Origin of the sequence: Cupriavidus sp. DF5525, from assembly GCF_040149425.2 — a bacterium.
GTDB lineage: Bacteria > Pseudomonadota > Gammaproteobacteria > Burkholderiales > Burkholderiaceae > Cupriavidus > Cupriavidus pickettii_A.
This window is the reverse complement of the sequence record NZ_CP168267.1, coordinates 470,340-488,748: the sequence shown is the minus strand read 5'-3', so window position 1 is coordinate 488,748 and position 18,409 is coordinate 470,340. Positions and strand designations below refer to the sequence as shown.

Here is an 18,409-nt window from a genome sequence, read left to right as displayed (position 1 = left end):
ACTCCAGAGTAAATCGATTGGATAAGGCTGTCGGCAGGGGGATGGGGTGCTGCCTGAGTGACCATGATTGCGGGTGGCACGCGCGCGGGCACACCCCGACCTGGGGGGGCAGGCGAATACGTAGCTTAAGAAAAGCGTAGGAGTTGAGGTGCGCGGGCGTGCAGGCGCTAGGCAGGCTCACGCATGCCGGCTACCTCGCGGTGACGACGAGCAGCAGTTGAGCGGGCACGGCTTTGCCCGGGTTATGCGGTGCGAATTGCGGGTTGGATCGTGCCACCACCCAAGTCTCGCAGGCGAGCTGCTGCCCCCCCGCGACCGCCCACGCCAAGCTTGGCATAGACGTTCTTAAGATGCCATTTGACAGTCTCGGTCGAGAGATTTAGCACTTTGGCAATTTTCTTGTTCGACATCGCTTGCGCCAGCAGTTCCAAGATCTCGCGCTCGCGCTCGCTCAATGCGGCCATGAGTCCGGCGTCCGCGCAGCTAGGCACCTGCCCTTGCCGGGCTGCGGCACTGCCCGACGTCTGCTGCAGGCGCTCGACGTAAAAAGCCAGCACCGGGTCCGGTACGGCGTCGCGGCCAAGCCGGATGAGCATGTCGGGCGCGCTTTCCAAGACATCAAGCAGCGTCCGCGTAAGTCCAAGCCGATGGCCCTCCCGGACCGCATGAACAAAGTCCTGGCGTGCAGCCTGCTGCTGGCCGAGGCCCAGGCGCGCAATAGCAAGCTGCAACCGCAAGCTGACCGTCCCCAGCTGCTGCTCGCTGCCTGCGAGCAGCAGCTGGATGCGTTCGATGGCGTTGGCGTAGTCTTTGGTGTGCAGGGCCATGTCGACGCCGGCACGCGCTGCCGTCAGAGCGGTCTGACTGGCGCGTTCCGGGCCAGCTCCCGCATAACGCCCTGCCACGCCCCGCACGCATTCCAGCACAACACTGGCGCGCTCCATTTCATCCCGCTGCAAATGGCGGCGCAAGCGCAACACCAGGGCTTCAACCAGGAGCCGGTCGAGACCGTAGCGGACCGCGTAGGTTTCGAGGCGGTCCAGATAGGTCAGCGCTTGCGAATGGCGGCCCGCCAGCCAGTGCGAGTTGGACAGAGCGAGATAGGCGCGCAGCACGATTTCCGGCAGCGACACGCGCTCGAGCATGTCGATGCGCGGTTCGAGCAGCTGGCATGCTGCCTCGGCTTCGTTCAATTCGTAAAGCGTATCGGCCAGCAGCCCGGCGGCCATGCAGGCCAGGCCCAGGTAGGCCGCGCCGCGGCGCTCGGCTTCTTCCATCACCTCGCGCACGATCTTGCCAGCCTGCTTGATCTTGCCCTCGCGCGCCAGGCTGATGGCATGGATGCAGCGGCCGAGCTGCCCGCTGCGGTGCGCGCCCGTGCGCAATTCGGCCTCTTCCAGCACGCGGCGGGCCAGGTCGTACTCCCCGCGCGCCGTGAGCAGCCACGACAACACATTGCCGCGTGCATGCCACGTAAAGTCGTCGATGTCGGCAGGCACTTCCAGCAGTCGCGGCAGCATGGCCGCCGCCGCATCGGTGTTGTCCAGTTGCAGGGCCAGGCCTGCCCGCAACAGGCACAACGCATAGCGCTCGCTCGCGTTCAGCTTGTCATGTTGGGATTCCATCTGGTCCAGGCTGCGCTGCAGCTGGTCGAAATCCCGCGCATAGATCTGCATATAGGCATTGACGACATGCAGCCCAAAACGCTGTTCGACCTGCTCCGCAGGCAGCATGCGCATCAACCCGGCCAGCTGGCGCAACTGGCCGCGCGACAGCAGCGCCTGCGCGCAGCCCTCGACCATGCTCGCCGCGGTATCCGCATGGCCGGCCTTGACGGCATGGAACACGGCCTCGTCAATGTGGCTATGGCGGTCGAACCAGCGCCACGCCGCCTTGTGCAGCGCGCGCTGCCCGGCCTCGCCACGCTCGGACAGGCGCTCGAGCAGGGCTTCACGCAGCAGCGGATGGATGCGATACCAGGTCTCATGGTCCGCGCCGCCTTCCGACGTGATGAAGAGATGGCACGCCACCATCTGGCCCAGCCGCGACTGGATCGGCGCAGTGGCCGCCGGCCGACCGACGATGTCCGCGCAAAGCGGCGCGCAGAAGCGCTGGCAGATGGCCACGCTGACCAGCATGTCCAGATCGGCCGGTGTCAGCCGCGCCAGCACTTCGCGCTCGAAATAGCCGGCAAAGGCGCCGGCATCTTGCATGCGCGTCAGCGCAGGCCTGCCTCCCTGCCTGGTGCGCAGGTCGATGGCAAAGAGTTGCAGCCCCGCCACCCAGCCGTCGGTGAGTGCGTGCAGCGCGGCCGCATCGTTGCTGCCGATGGCACCGAGCTGCTCACGCAGGAAGCGTTCCGACTCGTCCGGCGAGAAGCGCAGGTCACGCATGTCGAATTCCGCCAGCGTGCCCTGCAGGCGCAGCCGCTCCATCGACAATTCAATGGCGCTGCGCGAGCTGAAGGCGAGGTGCAGGGGCGCAGGTGCGTAGTCGAGCAGCCATTGCAGGGCCTGCAGGATACGCGTGTCGGCGATATGGTGCAGGTCATCGATCATCAGCACCAGTTTGCGCTGGCGCTGGGCCAGCGCCCGCACCAGGATGATCACCCAGAGTTCGATGGCCGCCTCGCCGCAGTCGGCGCCGACCACCCGCGCGGCCTCGCTCGCGGCGGTTGGATCCACTTCGCCAATGCTGGCCAGCAGGTAGTCGAAGAAGCGGGCCGGCTCGTCGTCTTCCGCCGCCAGCGACAGCCAGCAGACGTCATACCCGAGCGGCAGGATCGCCTTGCGCCATGCCATCAGCGTGCTGGTCTTGCCGCTGCCGGCCTGGCCCTGGATCACCACGCAGCGCTGGCGGCGCGCTTCCAGCAGGCGGTTCAGCAGCATTTCGCGCGGCATGAGCTGGCGTGCACCCCGCGGCGGCAGCACCTTGGCGCTGGCAATCGGCGGCCGCTCACGCGATTGGGCGGCGGGCGCAGTCCAGCCGGCGGGGGACGGCGGCGCAGTTGGCTCAAAGCCTGCCGGATCGGCCGCGGCAGGCTCGTACCGTGCGCCTGCCGTGGTGCGGATCCACTGGTACGGTGCGCCGGAGCCGGCCCGCACGGCGGCCTCGACAGCTGCCAGCAGTTCCGGGATGCCGGCGGGAAAGCCGCCCGGTCGCCCGGCCTGCGCATCGCGCAGGAAGCGCTGCACCATGCGCAACCAGCTGGCAGAGTTGGGCGCGAGCTGCACGCTGATGCGAGGGTGCCCCTGCAGCCAGTGCTGCAACGGCGCATCGTAGGGACCGGCATTGCTGACCGCCAGCACCAGCAGCCTGCATCCCGGCGCAGCCGCGGCTTGCGCCTTGTCCAGGAATGACGCCAATGCCTCATGGTGAACGTCGCTGCCCGGGGCGCCGGGCAGGCCGCCTTCGAACATCGTCAGTGCCGTCATCAGCGAAACAGCGAGGCTGCGCTGATGGGCCGGCAGCGTGCGCATGTGGTAGACGCCATGTTGCGGGGGCAACGCAGCGGCATCGCTGTCGGTGGGGTCCGCGATCGACAGCACCAGAGCATGCACTGGCGGCGCCGCGTAGAGCGCGACGATTTCCGGGGAGGTGGCTTCCGGGGCAATGGGTGCCGCTGCTGCGCCGGCCATCTGCTGCACCGGCATGGCACCGACGTGTCGGCTGGCGCCGGGTTTCACCCCGGCCGCGCGCCAGTGCCGCGAGACGCAGGTCGCGCTCACGCCGAGTTCGGCAGCAAGGCTGCGCGTGCTCCAGCGACGCGGGACTCCGGTCTTTTCGCAGCTGGTCAGCATGGCCAGGCGTTCCACATCCACCTTCACTGGCGGCGCGCCTCGCGGCAAGTCCTGCAGGATGCCGTCCAGCCCGGACATCGCATAGCGCTCGCGCCAGCGTGCCACCTGTGCCCGGCTGATTCCCAGTTGCGGCGCGATGGTCTTGTTCTGCTCGCCATTGGCGGCGAGCAAAATGATGCGCGCGCGCTGCGCCAGCCGAGCCGGCGCGTTGGTGGCTCGGGTCATTGCCTCGAGCTCGGTGCGTTGCTGCTCGGTCAGGTTGATTCGGGGTGCAACTCGCATAGACAGCCTCTGCGGATTGGCGGTGGCTTGTGGCCACGGGGATGCAATGACGGCGCGGATCCCTGCGCCGCCGGTACAACGTTTCAGCCCAGTGTGGCAACGGCGGCGGGCACTGGCTCGTGGTACAGCGTTTCAATCAGCGCCTTGCGGCGTTCGCGCGTGGTGGCCTGGTTGACGTAGCCCTTGTCGGCCACTTCATTGGCATCGATCGATGGAGGTTCGGCCATCAGCAGCACGCGGCGCACCTGTTGGCTGACGCTGCTGCCGGCGCCGCTGCGCAGCTTCTGCTGCACGGCCTGCACCACCAGCGGATGCGACACCAGCGCGTCGGCGCTCAGTCCGGCAAGCTCAGGCGCCAGCGCCTGGCAGGCCACCACGTTGGGCCACGCCAGCGCCGCCACGAAGTTCCGGTCGTGGCCGCAGATCACCGCGTCGGCCAGCAGCGGCGCGCACTGCTCCAGCAGCGCCACGCGCACAGCGCCCGTGCGCACCCTGGTGCCGTTGACCAGCTTGAAGTCCTCCACGCAGCGCCCGGCATAACGCAGCCCTTCGGTGGGTGCGTCCGCGACGGCCAGTCGCACGGCGTCGCCCATGCAGTAGAAGCCCTCGTCGTCAAATGCGGCGGCCGTCAGGTCGGCACGGCCGAGGTAGCCCGTGAACAGGTTGGGACCACGCATGCGGATCTCATAGCGGCCGTCGCCGCCGTCCAGCGGCACCAGCTTAACCTCGACGCCGGGCACCGGCATGCCGAGATTGCCGGTCTCTTCGGTAGGCCGGCTGAAGTTCAGGCCCATGGCAGTGGTTTCGGTGGCTCCGAAGCCGCTGGTGAACAGGATGCGCTCGCCGACGATGCGCTCGGCCAGGCGCTGGAAGCGGGCATAGACATCGGCCGGGAGGCTGGCGCCGCCAAAGCTGACGAACATCAGCCTGGCAAAAAAGGCGCGGGCCAGCGCATCATCGCGCTCCAGTTCTGTCACCAGCATGGCCCAGGCCGCCGGCACGGTGGCGAACATGGTGGGCGACACCTCGCGCAGGTTCCGCAGCGTGCGCGCAAACTGGCCCGCCACCGGACGGCCGTCGTCGATGTAGTAAGAGGCGCCCAGCACGAAGGCCCGGCCAAGGTTGCCGACGCCGCCGAAGACATGGCTCCAGGGCAGCCAGTCCAGCACCACCGCGCCTTGGTAAACCAGCGCAGCGTGGGCAAAGAGAAACTGGCCGATCAGGGCGTGGATGCTGGCGTAGGAAATCTCCACACCTTTGGGCACGCCGGTCGACCCTGAGGTAAAGAAAATCCGCGCGGTATGTTTGGCGCGCACGGCGCCGTGCGCTGCCTCGACCTGCTCCAGACGTTGCGGTGTCGGCGCGGTGTCGCGCAGCGCGTCCCACGCCACCTGGGCGCCGGTGGCACCGTCCACGGCGATGACCGCCTGCGCCGGAACCGCCAGTGCCTCCAGTGCGCGGGCAAACCCGGGCGCCGATTGCACGAACACCGCGGCCGGCGCCAACAGCGTGTGGATATCCTTCAGCCGAACGAAGTCCTGGCTCTGCAGCGAATAGGCGGCGGAAACCGCGGCGCAGGGAATGCCGACGTACTCGGCGGCTGCAACCACCACGGCATGTTCGATCGAATTGCCCGAAAGGATCATCAGCGGCTGTTGGCGCGACAGGCCCATCTCGAGCAATCCGGCCGCGACGGCCAGCATCTGCCGGTGGAAGTCGCCCCAGGAAAGCGTGCGCCAGGCACCGGCGCTGTCACGCTGGGCCAGCGCCGTCTGCGCGGCGCGCTGCTGCGCCCAGCCCTTGACGAAGCCGCTGAAGCCCAGGTGCGGTGATGGCACCGGCGCGGTGCCGGCGCGCAGCAGCAGCGTGCCATCCGGGCGCACCTCATGGATGGCCTGGGCCGTGCGCAGCGCCGCGTCGCGGTACCGGGGCTGCATGTCCGGCATGCCGTTCGTCAACGCGTTGGCCTCCATGCCGTGGGAACGATGGTGCAACATTGTCTTCAGTCTCCTCTCTCTTGTGCCCTGGGACCTGCCGCCACCAGGGTCGATCCTGTCAGTCGATGGTGGCGCCCGAGCGCTGGATGGTGGCCTTCCACTTGCTGCGCTCGGCCTGGACAAAGTTGGCGAACGGCTGGCCGGACAACGGCAACGGCACGCCGCCCATCTTGTGGATGGCATCGACCGCCGCGGGATCCTGCAACATGCGGCCGATGTCGGCCTGCCACCGGGCCACGATGGCGGCAGGCGTGCTCGCCGGGAAGAACAGGCCGATCCACGAAGTGGACTCCGCCGCCGGGTAGCCGGCCTCGGCAATGGTCGGCACCTGCGGCAGCGCCGGCAGGCGCGCGGATCCCGTCACCGCCAGCGCGCGCAGCTTGCCGGCCTGGATCTGTGCCAGCGTGGAAACCGGATAGTCGAAAGTCATGTCGACCTGCCCTGCCAGCAGGTCATTGATGGACGGCGCGCTGCCCTTGTACGGGATATGCACGAACTTGACGCCGGCCTGCGCCTGGAACAGTTCCGCGGCCAGGTGTGTACCGGTGCCGTCGCCGGCGGAAGATACGGTTAGCTTGCCCGGATTCGCCCTTGCGAACGTGACCAGGTCCTTGACCGACTGGTACGGCAGGCGGCTGTTCACGACCAGCACATTAGGGATGGAGACCAGCCCTTGCGCGGCGACGAAATCCCTTGCCGGATCGAAGCGCAGCGCCTTGTACAGGTACTGGTTGCTCGCCATGGTCCCTTGCGTGCCCATCAGCACCGTGTACCCATCGGGCTCGGCCCGTGCCGCCAGCTCGGTGGCCGGGTTGCCGCCTGCGTCGGGGCGATTGTCGACGATAACCCGGATGCCGCCGTCGCGTGCCATGCGTGCCGCCACCAGCCGGCCGAGCTGGTCGGTGATGCCTCCGGGTGGCCTCGGCACCACGAGCGTGACCGGCTCTTCCGGATAGGACCCCGCGCGGCCGGCGCCGCCCACACCAGGGTGCCATGTGCCAGTGCCGCCGCACCGGCTGCGGCCAGCGTCTTTGCGCACAGGCGCAGGCACTGCTTCGCGATCTGTATTTGCATTGCCATCGTGTCCTTTTCGTACCAGGATGCCCCGGCCGGTCGTCTCCAATGTGCGGCGCGCCCATCTTCTTGTCTACGACGTTCCGTATATACCAACGGAATTTCGTATTACATAAATACTACGTGATTTCGTATTGTTCTACCATATTTCGTAGAAAGCGGAATGTGGCGCACATAGTGTGTGGTGCCGACGGCGAGCCGCCCCCTGTAACGCTGATAGCAGCGCTTATCCCGCGAGGTGCCGCATATCAGCCGCATGCCCCCCTTGGTCGAGTGGGGCGAATGCCGGGCCGCTGCGTGACACTGTTCCGCAGAATCCGCAGCCCGCAAGCGAATGCCGGCTGCCACTGATGAGACAAGCCGATGCAGTGCCACCCATCCCTGACACCTTCCGCGCCATCCAAGGCCAACCGCCCGTCACCGGCGGCGCGTCAGCCATCGCATGCCCTCGCGCCAATGGAGCGGCTCATGGACCTATTGCAGGAAGTCCGCCACTTCAGCCGTCAACTGCAGCGCAAGGCGCGGCAATCGGCGCGCGGCGCCGACGAGCCCGCGTATGCCGAGGTGCTGTACGCCATGCTTAGCGACCGCATGCGCAGCGGCGATGCCCGCATGCGCATCGTTTGCTACGCATCCGCGGCGGAACTGGGCGTGCCGGTGGATCTGCAGGCGGAGCACTACCGGCAGGCCATGAGCGGCGGCCTGGGCTTCCCGCTGCGCGTGCTGTTCTGGGCCGCGCACCGGCGCATGCAGACCGCCAGGCGGCCGCGCCGGCAGGCTGCGGCGTTGCCCCGGAATTGACGCAGCCGACATTGACGCTACTGACATTGACGCTACCGAACGACTCGCCGCCGGCAGCGCTGCGCGCACCGGCATGGAAGCCAGCCATGACCTCGACCACCACTGAACGCACCGCCATCCACACCCGCGAGGTGACCTGCCGTGGCTACGAACGCAGCGATGGCCTGCTCGACATCGAGGCCGAAATGCGCGACATCAGCCCTACCGGTACCGACCTGCTGTTCAGGCAGGTCCCGCCGGGCGGCGCCATCCACCACATGCGCATCGTCGTGACGATGGATCGCGCGCTGGTGATCCGCGACGTGAAGGCGGTGATCGAAGCCGGCCCCACCGAGTACTGCAACGCGATCGAGTCGGCCTACGCCGGCCTGAAAGGGCTGCAGATCCGCGGCGGCTTCCGCCAGCAGGCCAAGGCGATCGTGGGCGGCGTGCGCGGCTGCACCCACCTGACGGAACTGCTCGGCCCACTGGCCACCACCGCCACGCAGACCACCATGGCCATCGGCCGCCGCGAGCGCAATGGCCGCTGGCCCGGCGATGGCACCGGCCCCATGCCGAAGCCGGTGCTGATCGGCAGCTGCCACACCTACCACGAGGACGGCGAGGCGGCGAAGCTGCTGTGGCCAGTGCACCGGCGCGTTCCCGCCACGCAGGACAACTGAACTCCGGCACGCCTTGCGCAGCCGGCAACTATGAGAATCATGGAGGAGACATGAGCATTTTTGCAGAACGGGCCCGCGGGCCTTTGCGTGCATTGCTGGCCCTGCTTTGCCTGCCGGCGCTGGCAGCGCCCGCGGCCGCGCAGACGTATCCGGAGCGGCCGGTGCGCATTGTTTCGATTACCAGCGCCGGCACCGGCGCCGACGACTACACCCGCCTGCTGGCCAAGCATCTCGGGCAGAAGCTGGGGCAGAGCTTCGTGGTCGAGAACAAGCCCGGGGCCAACATGATCCTGGCCTGCGACTATGTTGCCAAGGCCGCTCCCGACGGCTACACGCTGTTGCTGTCCGCCTCTGGCGCCATGGCGGCCAATCCCTTTCTGTTCAGGAAGCTGCCCTATGACCCGCTGAAGGATTTCGTGCCGGTCGCGCGCATGTCGGTGATTCCGGTCGCGCTGGTCGTGCCGGCCACGTCGCCGTACCGCACTGTGGCTGACCTGGTTGCCGCAGCGCGGGCAAAGCCGGGCACGCTCAACTTCGGCACGTCGAGCACCGGCTACCGGACCATTATCACCGCCTTCAACGACGCCGCGAAGATCCAGGCGATGAGCGTTCCCTACAAGGCCATGAGCACGTTGCTGCCCGATCTGATGAGCGGCGTGGTCGACTACGGCGTCGTCGAGGTCTCCGCGGTGGTGCCTCACGTGCAGTCAGGCAAGCTGCGCGCGCTGGCGGTCACCGCCAATGCACGCATGCCGCAGCTCAAGGATGTTCCCACCATGGCCGAGGCCGGCATGCCGGCGGCAGCGATCAACAGCTGGACCGGCCTGTTCGCGCCGGCCGGCACGCCGCCGGCCATCGTCGACAAGCTTGCGCAATACACGCTGGAATTCGTGAACTCGCCCGAAGCCATGGCGCACTACGGCGCACGCGGCAGCATGCCTTATCCCGCGGGCGGCGCGGAACTGCGCAAGACCATCATCGCCGACCAGCAGATGTGGAAACGGCTGATCACGCTGGCCGGCATCGAACCGGAATAGGCGGCACAACTGCCTCTCCCCGTTGCATACCAGGCAGGCACTGCCTGCCGCCCCTCCTTACTGACCTACAGGAAGCAAGCATGAGCATCAAAGGCAAGGCCTATATCGTCGGCGCCTATGAGCACCCGACCCGCAAGGCACCGGACAAGACGGTGGCCCAACTGCACGCAGAAAGCGCCAAGGGCGCGCTGGAAGACGCCGGCCTGACGCTGGCCGATGTCGACGGCTACTTCTGCGCGGGCGACGCGCCCGGCCTGGGCGTGCTGAACATGGTCGACTACCTCGGCCTGAACGTGCGCCACGTCGATTCCACCGAGACCGGGGGCTCCTCCTACCTGGCGCATGTGTCGCACGCCGCGCAGGCCATCGCCATGGGCAAGTGCAACGTGGCGCTGATCACGCTGGCGGGCCGCCCGCGCTCCGAAGGCTCCAGTGGCACCAAGCCGCGCAACTGGGGCGACAACCTGCCTGACCAGCCCTTCGAGGCGCCTTACAGCCCGCTCACCGTCAATTCATACGCCATGGTGGCCATGCGGCACATGTACGAATACGGCACCACCAGCGAACAGCTGGCCTGGATCAAGGTGGCTGCCTCGCACCATGCCCAGCACAACCCCAATGCCATGCTGCGCGACGTGGTGACCGTGGAGGACGTGGTGAACTCGCCAATGATCTCGGACCCGCTGCACAAGCTGGATTGCTGCGTGGTCTCGGACGGCGGCGGCGCGCTGATCGTGGCGCGGCCGGAAATTGCGGCGAAGCTGAACCGCCCCAAGGTCCGCATCCTCGGTGCCGGCGAGCATGTGAAGGGACAGCTGGGCGGCCAGGTGGACCTGACCTGGTCGGCGGCCAGGGTGTCGGGCGCAGCGGCATTCGCCGAAGCCGGCGTCACGCCCGCCGACATCCAGTACGCCTCGATCTATGACAGCTTCACCATCACCGTGCTGATGCAGCTCGAAGACCTGGGCTTCTGCAAGAAGGGCGAAGGCGGCAGGTTCGTCGCCGACGGCAACCTGATCTCGGGCGTGGGCAAGCTACCCTTCAACACCGATGGCGGCGGCCTGTGCAACAACCACCCGGCCAACCGCGGCGGCATCACCAAGGTGATCGAGGCCGTGCGCCAGCTGCGCGGCGAAGCCCACCCGGCCGTGCAGGTCAAGAACTGCGGACTGGCGCTGGCACAGGGCACCGGCGGCCTGCTGGGCTCGCGCCACGGCAGCGCCACTCTCATCCTGGAACGTGAATAACGCCTGAGCGCAGGCATCGAGCACAGCCATGACGACACCCTATACCCCTACCCCCTTCAAGGCGCCCGCCGAACACCCCGACAACACCGAATTCTGGGCCGCCGCGCGCGAAGGCCGCCTGCTGGTGCGCCACTGCGACAGCTGCGGCAAACCGCACTGGTACCCGCGCACGCTGTGCCCGTTCTGCCTGGGCACGACCCACTGGAAGCAGGCCAGCGGCCGCGGCACGATCTACTCGTACAGTGTCACGCGCCGCGCCGGCCCGATGCCGTTCTGCATGGCCTATGTGAAGCTGGACGAAGGCGTCACCATGATGACGCAGATCGTCGATTGCGACCTCGACACGGTGCGGATCGGCCAGCAGGTTCTGCTGCGCTTTGCGCCGTCGGACGGCGGTGCGCCGCTGCCGACCTTCACCCTTGCCTGAGGCCGCGGCCGCCCGCGTCCTGCCCCCAAACCTTGCCAGACTGATCCATGAACATGACTGCATCCCTGGAAAGACTGTTGAACCCGCATTCGGTCGCCATCATCGGCGCTTCGGACGATCCATCCCGCATCGGCGGACGGCCCATCGCATCCATGTGCAAACTTGGCTATGCCGGACGCATCCTGCCGGTCAACCCCAATAGGCGTGAAGTACAGGGCCTGCAGGCCTGGTCCTCGGTCGCAGCGTTGCCGGAAGTGCCCGACGTCGCCATTGTCGCTGTGCCCTCCAGCCAGGTGCTGGAAGTTGTGACCGCACTGGGTGAACGCGGCGTGCCCGTGGCGATCCTGTTCAGCGCAGGCTTCGCCGAAGTCGGCGGGGCCGGCGTGGCCATGCAGGCTGAGCTGGTGGCCGCCGCGCGTCGCACGGGCATGCGCCTGCTGGGTCCGAATTCGCTGGGCCTGGTGAACCTGCATATTGGCTTTGTCGGCAGCTTCTCCTCGCTGGCGGGCCTCGACGACGTGCGCGCCGGTCGCGTCGGCATTGTCAGCCAGTCCGGCGCCTACGGCAGCCACCTGGTGTCGGCCATGGTCGATACCGACGTCGGCCTGTCGAACATCGTCATGACCGGCAATGAAGCCGACCTCACCCTGGGCGAGATCGTCAGGCTGATGGTGGCCGATCCCAACACCGACGTGATCGCACTTTACTCGGAGGGTATCAACGACGGCGATGGCCTGGTCGACGCGCTCAAGGCCGCGCGTGCGGCGCGCAAGCCGGTGGTGATGATGAAGGTGGGCCGCAGCGAAGTGGGCGGCGCCGCTGCGCAATCGCACACCGCTTCGATCGCGGGCAATGATGCCGTGGTCGATGCCGTGCTGGAAGAGCTCGGCGTGGTACGCGCTTACACCACCGAAGCGATGCTTGACATTGTGCGGCTGGCCACGCGCGGCGTGTTCCCGGCGGACAACACGCTGGGCGTGATCACCGTCAGCGGTGGCGCCGGCGTGATCGTGTCTGACGCGGCCGAGGAATACGGCGTACCGGTGCCCGAAATGCCCGCCTCCGCCCAGGCCAGGATGCTGAAGATGCTACCGATCTGCGCCCCGCGCAACCCGGTGGACACCACGGCCCAGTTCATCAACGACCCGACGCTGGTGAAGCCTTTCATGGAGATGATGCTTACCGAAGGCAGCTATCGCTCCGTGCTGGGCTTCTTCAGCTATGCCGGCACCACGGCCGAGGTGGCCCCGGTGCTGCGCCAGCAGCTCTCTGAGGTACGCGCCGCTTATCCGGACCGGCTCTATGTACTGGTGCTGCGCGGCCCACGCGAGGTGATGCGCAGCTACGAGGCCGAAGGTTTCACCGTATTCGAGGACCCGACCCGCGCGGTGGCCGCGATTGCAGCGATGGGCCGCTTCGGCCACGCCTTCGCCATGCAGCCGCTTGCACCGGCGCCAAAGATCGGCACGGTGACGCTGCCGGCGCAGACGCCGAGCGAGGCGCAGGCCAAGCAGCTGCTGGCCGAAGCCGGCATCGCCAGCGCACCGGAGCGCGCGTGCAGCGCCGTTGAGACTGCCGTGCTGGCGGCGCGCGAGATCGGCTATCCGGTGGTGATGAAGATCCTGTCGCCGGACATCCTGCATAAGTCCGAAATCGGCGGCGTACTGCTCGACGTGCGCGACGAGGCTGCCGTACGCAGCGGCTTCAGCACGCTGTTGGAGCGCGCCGCCAGGGCCGCGCCCGATGCGCGCATCGAAGGCGTGCTGGTGGCCAAGCAGCTAAGCGGGGGCGTCGAATGCATCATGGGCATCAATCGCGACCCGGTGTTTGGTCCGATCGCCATGTTCGGCCTGGGTGGCGTCTTCGTCGAGGTGCTCAAGGACGTGGTGTTCCACCGCTGCCCCTTCGGTGAGGACGTGGCCGAGAAAATGATCCGCTCGATCAAGGGTGCGCCGCTGCTGTTGGGCGCGCGGGGCCGGCCGGTGGCCGACATCCCGGCGCTGGCGCGCACGCTGTCGCGCCTGTCGGCATTCGCCGTGGCGGCGGGGCCGCGGCTGCAATCGATCGACCTGAACCCGGTCTTTGCGATGCAGCAGGGGGAAGGCGCTTATGCCGCCGACGCGGTCATCGATATCAACACGGACGCCGCCTGATCCGTCGGGCGGGGCCGCTTCGCCGGCTCCGCCCTGCCCTCTTTTAGCAAAGGAATTCCAGAGATGAACCTTCAGAACAAGGTCGCCATCGTCACCGGTGCCGCTTCCGGACTCGGACTGGCGACATGCAAGGCGCTGGCCGCAGCCGGCGCCAGGGTGGTCGGCTTCGACCGTGACGCCGACCGCCTCGCCGAAGCGATGGGCCCCGCCATGACCGCGATCGCGGTGGATGTCTCAGACGAAGCCAGCGTCAGGGCCGGCGTCGAAGCCGCGGTGCAGAAACACGGTGCGGTACATGTCGCCGTCAATTGTGCCGGCGTGCTGGGGCCTTGCAAGACGCTTTCCAAGGGCCAGCTCTTCCCGATGGACCTGTGGAACCAGGTGCTCGGCGTGAACCTCACCGGCACGTTCAACGTGATTCGCCATGCTGCGCTGGCGATGAGTGCCAACACCCCTGACGAAGGCGGCGAGCGCGGCGTCATCGTCAACACCGCGTCGATGGCAGCCAGGATCGGCCAGATGGGACAGGCCGCCTACAGTGCCAGCAAGGCCGGCGTGATCGGCATGACGCTGCCAGTCGCGCGCGACCTGGCCGAGCATGGCATCCGTGTAATGTCGATCGCGCCCGGCCTGTTCGAATCGGCCATGTCCGCCGCCATGCCGCAGAAGGTGGCCGACGGCCTGCTGGAGAAGATGCTGTTCCCGCGCCGAATGGGCAAGGCGGCTGAGTTTGCCGCGCTGGTGCAGCAAAAAACCGCTATCTCAACGCGAGCACGATCGAGATTGACTGCGGCTCGCGCTGAGGCGCCTGGCTGTTTAAGCGCCAGGACCGGCCATTCTCAGCATCGCTGTTGATAAGACCGCTTTGGGGCGGACGCGTACGACTGGCTATTAGTTGACTACTGTGCCTTCCAGGGTCGACTGCGGCCTTCCGCACCGGGTTCACCCGATCTATCCTCATCGCGGCCGCTCAACGTCCTGCGGTGCATCACCTCGCCAGCTTCAATGGAGACATAACCGGCAATTATGTCTAAACTCCGGTGTTGCATGACGAAAACCGCGAGGACCCAGTCAGACCGCCGCCCGGCTCCAGTGTCGCGCTGTACGTCGCCTGACCGCGCTAGGCGTTCGACGTCCAATCGTCGTCGGTTGGCGCTAGGCCAATTTGATTGGCTGTCAGATAGGGGCCCAATTCGGGAAAGTCGAACAGCGGAGTTGGCATACCTGCTGGCACCAGTTGGGCACGGTCATCGAAGATCGCGACGCTGGGCTCACCCGCCAGGCGCGACTGAAAATACAAGCCGTCGATCCGAGGAAATGCCGCATGCAATGCCGAACTCCACAGGTTCGGGCCAAGGTAGTCGGTGACCGAAAACACTCGAGCGTCCATGCCAAGGGCAGTCAGCGCACCGGTAAGATCAGCGAGCACGAGAGGCCGGCGATCGGCCAAGGCGAGCCTGCAAACGCATCGGCTGCTCAGTTCATGCTCATCGAGCATTAGCGGCAGACGTTGTCCCTGGAAGCGCTCCCGAATGACCGCTTCGGCCATGCACGCGGCAAAGCTGGGGGCTGCATAGAGGACGCCGAACTCGCCACCTGCCGCATCGAACCGGTAATGGGTCACGCCCGGCGCGCGGCGGTTGTAGTAAATAGGATCCAGGTGCGCGCGATGGATCCGCCAGAGCGCTACCCTCTCGAGATCGAGCATCTTTGTGGCAAGCCGACGGTCGGCCAGGTCGGCCGGCGGGCGGCAGCGGACAACCCAATTCTTCTGCGCTAAAGGTCATGCGGCGCCCTGCTCGTCGCGGTACCGTGCGTCGACGAGCCGCACAACGGCGTCTATCGGGGCCGCTGCGTCGGCGATGCAATCCGCCGGTGTGCGTCCCTCCAGGCCTTCTTGCGGGCGATGCAGAAAATTATGGATAACCCAACAGCTCGCTCCCGCGGCCACGAATGGTGCAAGCACAGCGACCAGCCGCTCGGAATCGACGTGGAACTGCCACGACGGATAGTGAAACCCTCGCTCGCGCCCCGGCAGCACGAGGGCATAGAGGCGCCCCGCCTGGCGGTCCTAGTTGATGGCGCGGTCCGAACGTCCCGCATAAAGCGCGGCGTCCTTAAGAGACAGGTTCTCCGGCTGTTCCCACTCCCGTGCGGCTGCCAGGTGACCACGTTCGCGCGCCTCCTGCAGCGGATCGGAATGTGCAGCCCCGCCGGCATGTGCCATGGGCTCCCCGGCAGCCACAGAACGACGCTCGCTGAACCGACGATTCGGCTTCGCAAAGATGCGAACGATCCTGCCAAGTGCAGCGTCCAGTTCGTGCTGGACCTCGACGGACAACGCGACCTCACGGGACGCGTCGTTGACGAATCCAAGCAGGGACGAAGCAAGGTGCTTTCCTGGTCCAGTTCGCGCAGCGCGTAATGTTCACTGGCCTCGGCGCGTTCCTGCACGATGGCCACCTGTTATCTCGCGCGCTCGAGTTCCGCCGAGAATTGGGTACCCAGTTCCGCCAGCTGCCGGCCAGCGGCGTCTAGTCTCAGCTGAGGTCGCGCCGTGCGCCTGGCGTTCGGCGTCCAAGTCTGCATGCACCGCGCCTCCACGTACTGACGACGCGCGACAAGCACAACGTTATCAAAGCTATCGATGCCCTCCCAGCAATGCCAGCGCCTCACGTCCATTCCGGCCCGGCGCGCTGCGGCAAACCGTGACTCGCCAGAGATGGGGGCAGCGCAACCGCCGTAGCCGGGCAGTTTGGGCCGAGCATCGGTCGTTCGCACAGTAGACCGCAATCGCCCGGGTCGGGGTCCGATGCTGCCACTACCTTCGGGCGCTTGCTGCCTCTAGAATTCTTGCTAGCCTTCTCGGGCCCTAGCAAGTAGGTCGCATAAATAGACAATCAAACGCGTGGTGAGGCTGTGGTCTGGACTGCTCTGTGCCGTGACAATGGTTGGATGCACAACGTTTTACCACTGGCACTCGCGTTACCCCAGAAAATATGCCCAACCTTAGGGTTGGGAGCACATCTTCCGTAGAGGTCTTGCGCACCCTAGGTCAGCCGACGAAAAAAATAACGGGCGACGCTTGAGGATTTTCCCTCCCTTGTCACCCGGTTCGTCATGAAAGCCTGCAGTAATGACGCCACGACGTATATTTTCATGCCACCATGCTTCTGTGTGGCCCTCTACGTTTCCGATGTTAAAGAAGGCCGGCCGGGATTCGCAAATATGCGAAGCCTCACATATTTGCGAATCCCGGCCACCCCTCTACATGGCGCGCAAGTCAGCCATCAAGGCATGCCCGTAACGTACGCGCGAGACGGCCCGCTTCGTTCGCATCGTTGATGTTTGCGAAACCCATCACCAGGCCTCGCGGCGTGTCCCGCATACGGCCGTGCGCATACCAGATCGAAAGCGGCAGCACTGCAAGTCCCGCCTGGCGGGCACGTGAGGCGACGGCGACATCATCGACCGGACCATGGGCAGCCTCGGCGAATTGCACTGAGAACTGGATTCCGCCGGGCGGCAATTCAACGGTCAGCCGTTCGCCAAACGTCTGCTTCAAGGCTTGCGCAATCAACAGGCGCCGCTGTCCATACAACGTGCGCATCCGCTTCACATGCCGCGCAAAATGGCCCTGTTCAATGAAATCTGCCAACGCCGCCTGAAACAGCGTTGGCGCGCCGGCATTCATGCTGCACGCCACCCGTCCAACACGCTCGACCGCGCGCTCCGGCACCACCATGTACGCGAGCCGCAGACCGGGGAACATCACCTTGCTGAACGTGCCGCAATAGAGCACGCGGTCATGCCGGTCGAGGCTCTTCAAGGCCGGCAAGGGCCGGCCCAGGTAGCGGAACTCGCTGTCATAGTCGTCTTCGATAATCCAGCGAGACGCTGTCTCTGCCCAACTCAGCAACGCCATGCGCCTTGCGAGCGACAGCGTGTTCCCCAGGGGGCTCTGATGCGATGGCGTGACGAGCGCGAAGCGCGCCTCCGGGTCCCGTTCGATGCCGCGCTCGACATCGATGCCTTCTTCATCGATGGGCACCGGGACGAGCTGCACGCCGGTCTCGGCCAGGAAGCTGCGCGCAAGCAGATAACCGGGGTCCTCGAACCACATGCGGTCGCCGGGGCTCGCAAGACTGCGCAATACCAGTTCGAGCGTCGCGCGGTAGCCACTGGTAATGAACACCTGATCGGGCAGACATGTGACACCACGCGACAGGCCAAGATAGGTGGCGATATGTTCGCGCAGCGGCAGATAACCCACCGGATCCGGGTAGGCAAGCAAAGTGCGTTCGCCGCTGCGCGCACGCCGCGAAACGAGCCGACTCCATATCTTGCGCGGAAATGCGTCAAGCGCCGGCAGCCCTGGCTGCAAGGGTCGCGGCTCGCCGCTCAGGGCGACGGCGATCGCCGACTGGCGTGCCATCGGCTGGTCGCTGGGTGATGCGTCTGGCGTCTTCGCTGCGCCCGCACCCTGAGTGGTCGGCGCGTCAGGGGCATCCTGGCGGCCGCCTGCAGGTGCCGCTTGCATCAGGGATTCCGATAGCGAAGGCGATACAAACGTGCCGGCAGCGCCACGCATCTGCAGGTAGCCCTCGTCGACAAGGATCGTATAGGCCAGTTCGACGGTGCCTCGCGCCGTATTCAACTGCGTGGCGAGGCCGCGCAACGCCGGCACCCGATCACCCGGGCGAAGATGTCCCGCCGCGATCGCCGTTCTGAAACGCTCGCAAATCTGCAGATAGATCGGCAACGGCTTCTGGCGGTCGATCTCAATGGCCAACGTGGGGTTTCGTACCGTCATGACAGTCTCGCGGGCAAAAGGGTGCAGAAAGAACTTGGACTAGTCAAATGGTTAATTCTTGGCCCTTATCCATAGGGCATGATTGTTCCACAATGGCCTCATGCGATGCGACGGTG

General features: G+C 66.3%; 13 protein-coding genes. 7 read left to right on the top strand and 6 right to left on the bottom strand.

Annotation, left to right across the window (positions count from 1 at the left end; all coding sequences use genetic code 11):
* Nucleotides 1-242: 242 nt before the first annotated feature.
* The 3 genes from ABNX08_RS36680 to ABNX08_RS36670 all read right to left on the bottom strand — a co-directional run bounded on the left by ABNX08_RS36680 (nt 243) and on the right by ABNX08_RS36670 (nt 7,118).
* Nucleotides 243-4,082, bottom strand: coding sequence for a LuxR C-terminal-related transcriptional regulator (locus ABNX08_RS36680; protein ID WP_349604818.1), 3,840 nt, complete (start codon nt 4,080-4,082; stop codon nt 243-245).
* 83 nt (nt 4,083-4,165) lie between these two features.
* Complete coding sequence (locus tag ABNX08_RS36675) at nt 4,166-6,079, bottom strand: AMP-binding protein (protein WP_349604819.1); 1,914 nt, start codon at nt 6,077-6,079, stop codon at nt 4,166-4,168.
* A 58-nt stretch (nt 6,080-6,137) separates the two neighbouring features.
* Nucleotides 6,138-7,118, bottom strand: coding sequence for a tripartite tricarboxylate transporter substrate binding protein (locus ABNX08_RS36670; RefSeq protein ID WP_349604821.1), 981 nt, complete (start codon nt 7,116-7,118; stop codon nt 6,138-6,140).
* Between the two features lie 503 nt (nt 7,119-7,621).
* Here ABNX08_RS36670 and ABNX08_RS36665 point away from each other — a divergent pair.
* From ABNX08_RS36665 to ABNX08_RS36635, 7 genes are all read left to right on the top strand, one after another.
* Nucleotides 7,622-7,954 carry a hypothetical protein gene (locus tag ABNX08_RS36665; RefSeq protein ID WP_349604822.1) on the top strand — a complete coding sequence of 111 codons (333 nt, stop codon included), beginning with the start codon at nt 7,622-7,624 and terminating at the stop codon, nt 7,952-7,954.
* Between the two features lie 86 nt (nt 7,955-8,040).
* Nucleotides 8,041-8,616 (top strand): DUF2889 domain-containing protein, encoded by a 576-nt coding sequence (locus ABNX08_RS36660; protein WP_349604823.1) that lies wholly within the window; start codon nt 8,041-8,043, stop codon nt 8,614-8,616.
* 50 nt (nt 8,617-8,666) lie between these two features.
* On the top strand, nt 8,667-9,653 hold the full coding sequence (locus ABNX08_RS36655) for a tripartite tricarboxylate transporter substrate binding protein (protein WP_349604825.1): 987 nt from the start codon (nt 8,667-8,669) through the stop codon (nt 9,651-9,653).
* An 80-nt stretch (nt 9,654-9,733) separates the two neighbouring features.
* Nucleotides 9,734-10,900, top strand: a complete 1,167-nt coding sequence (locus tag ABNX08_RS36650) for a thiolase domain-containing protein (protein ID WP_349604827.1) — start codon at nt 9,734-9,736, stop codon at nt 10,898-10,900.
* Nucleotides 10,901-10,928: 28 nt separating this feature from the next.
* The gene (locus tag ABNX08_RS36645) at nt 10,929-11,327 is read left to right on the top strand and encodes an OB-fold domain-containing protein (protein ID WP_349604828.1); all 399 of its coding nucleotides are present in this window, start codon (nt 10,929-10,931) and stop codon (nt 11,325-11,327) included.
* A gap of 77 nt (nt 11,328-11,404) precedes the next feature.
* Nucleotides 11,405-13,480 (top strand): acetate--CoA ligase family protein, encoded by a 2,076-nt coding sequence (locus ABNX08_RS36640; RefSeq protein ID WP_349604830.1) that lies wholly within the window; start codon nt 11,405-11,407, stop codon nt 13,478-13,480.
* A 63-nt stretch (nt 13,481-13,543) separates the two neighbouring features.
* Nucleotides 13,544-14,335: an SDR family NAD(P)-dependent oxidoreductase gene (locus ABNX08_RS36635; protein ID WP_349604831.1), complete on the top strand. Its 792-nt coding sequence runs from the start codon at nt 13,544-13,546 to the stop codon at nt 14,333-14,335.
* 265 nt (nt 14,336-14,600) lie between these two features.
* Here the strand turns inward: ABNX08_RS36635 and ABNX08_RS36630 are convergent, their stop codons facing one another.
* The 3 genes from ABNX08_RS36630 to ABNX08_RS36620 form a co-directional block, all read right to left on the bottom strand.
* A complete protein-coding gene (locus ABNX08_RS36630) occupies nt 14,601-15,188 on the bottom strand; it encodes an RES family NAD+ phosphorylase (RefSeq protein WP_349604832.1) in 588 nt (195 codons plus the stop codon).
* 363 nt (nt 15,189-15,551) lie between these two features.
* Nucleotides 15,552-15,821: a hypothetical protein gene (locus tag ABNX08_RS36625; protein ID WP_349604834.1), complete on the bottom strand. Its 270-nt coding sequence runs from the start codon at nt 15,819-15,821 to the stop codon at nt 15,552-15,554.
* 942 nt (nt 15,822-16,763) lie between these two features.
* Nucleotides 16,764-18,293 carry a PLP-dependent aminotransferase family protein gene (locus ABNX08_RS36620; RefSeq protein ID WP_349604835.1) on the bottom strand — a complete coding sequence of 510 codons (1,530 nt, stop codon included), beginning with the start codon at nt 18,291-18,293 and terminating at the stop codon, nt 16,764-16,766.
* Nucleotides 18,294-18,409: the final 116 nt, after the last annotated feature.

Coding starts and splice junctions, on each gene's coding strand:
- ABNX08_RS36680 (WP_349604818.1), bottom strand. CDS start 4,082: ATGCGAGTTGCACCCCGAATCAACCTGACCGAGCAGCAACGCACCGAG.
- ABNX08_RS36675 (WP_349604819.1), bottom strand. CDS start 6,079: ATGTTGCACCATCGTTCCCACGGCATGGAGGCCAACGCGTTGACGAAC.
- ABNX08_RS36665 (WP_349604822.1), top strand. CDS start 7,622: ATGGACCTATTGCAGGAAGTCCGCCACTTCAGCCGTCAACTGCAGCGC.
- ABNX08_RS36660 (WP_349604823.1), top strand. CDS start 8,041: ATGACCTCGACCACCACTGAACGCACCGCCATCCACACCCGCGAGGTG.
- ABNX08_RS36655 (WP_349604825.1), top strand. CDS start 8,667: ATGAGCATTTTTGCAGAACGGGCCCGCGGGCCTTTGCGTGCATTGCTG.
- ABNX08_RS36650 (WP_349604827.1), top strand. CDS start 9,734: ATGAGCATCAAAGGCAAGGCCTATATCGTCGGCGCCTATGAGCACCCG.
- ABNX08_RS36645 (WP_349604828.1), top strand. CDS start 10,929: ATGACGACACCCTATACCCCTACCCCCTTCAAGGCGCCCGCCGAACAC.
- ABNX08_RS36635 (WP_349604831.1), top strand. CDS start 13,544: ATGAACCTTCAGAACAAGGTCGCCATCGTCACCGGTGCCGCTTCCGGA.
- ABNX08_RS36630 (WP_349604832.1), bottom strand. CDS start 15,188: ATGCTCGATCTCGAGAGGGTAGCGCTCTGGCGGATCCATCGCGCGCAC.
- ABNX08_RS36620 (WP_349604835.1), bottom strand. CDS start 18,293: ATGACGGTACGAAACCCCACGTTGGCCATTGAGATCGACCGCCAGAAG.